This window comes from Cohnella sp. GbtcB17, assembly GCF_019091135.1.
GTDB lineage: Bacteria > Bacillota > Bacilli > Paenibacillales > Paenibacillaceae > Cohnella.
Genome location: NZ_JAGXJW010000497.1, coordinates 1 through 235 on the forward strand (window position 1 = coordinate 1; position 235 = coordinate 235).

1 pseudogene is annotated in these 235 nt (G+C 48.5%); it reads left to right on the top strand.

What is annotated here, in order from left to right:
- Positions 1-235, top strand: a pseudogene (locus tag KVT38_RS34260) (hypothetical protein); the annotation flags it as partial.

The following is a 235-nucleotide window of genomic DNA, read 5'->3' on the forward strand; positions in this document are numbered from 1 at the left end:
TGAACGAAAAGGGCACACCGACGCGGGCAGAAGCTGTAGCGGTTATTGAGAGGTTTTCGGCGGTTCGTGCTGGAGGGATGCTGACGGCTGACAAAAATGCGGGGCAAAATGCGGCTATTATCTATAAAGGGACGAATTTGGTGGGAGCTTGGGGTACGAAACCAGTCTCACTGCCACAAAAAGTCGGTATTGGCGACAAAGCAGAATCTACACTCGATAAATTAATTATTGTTGA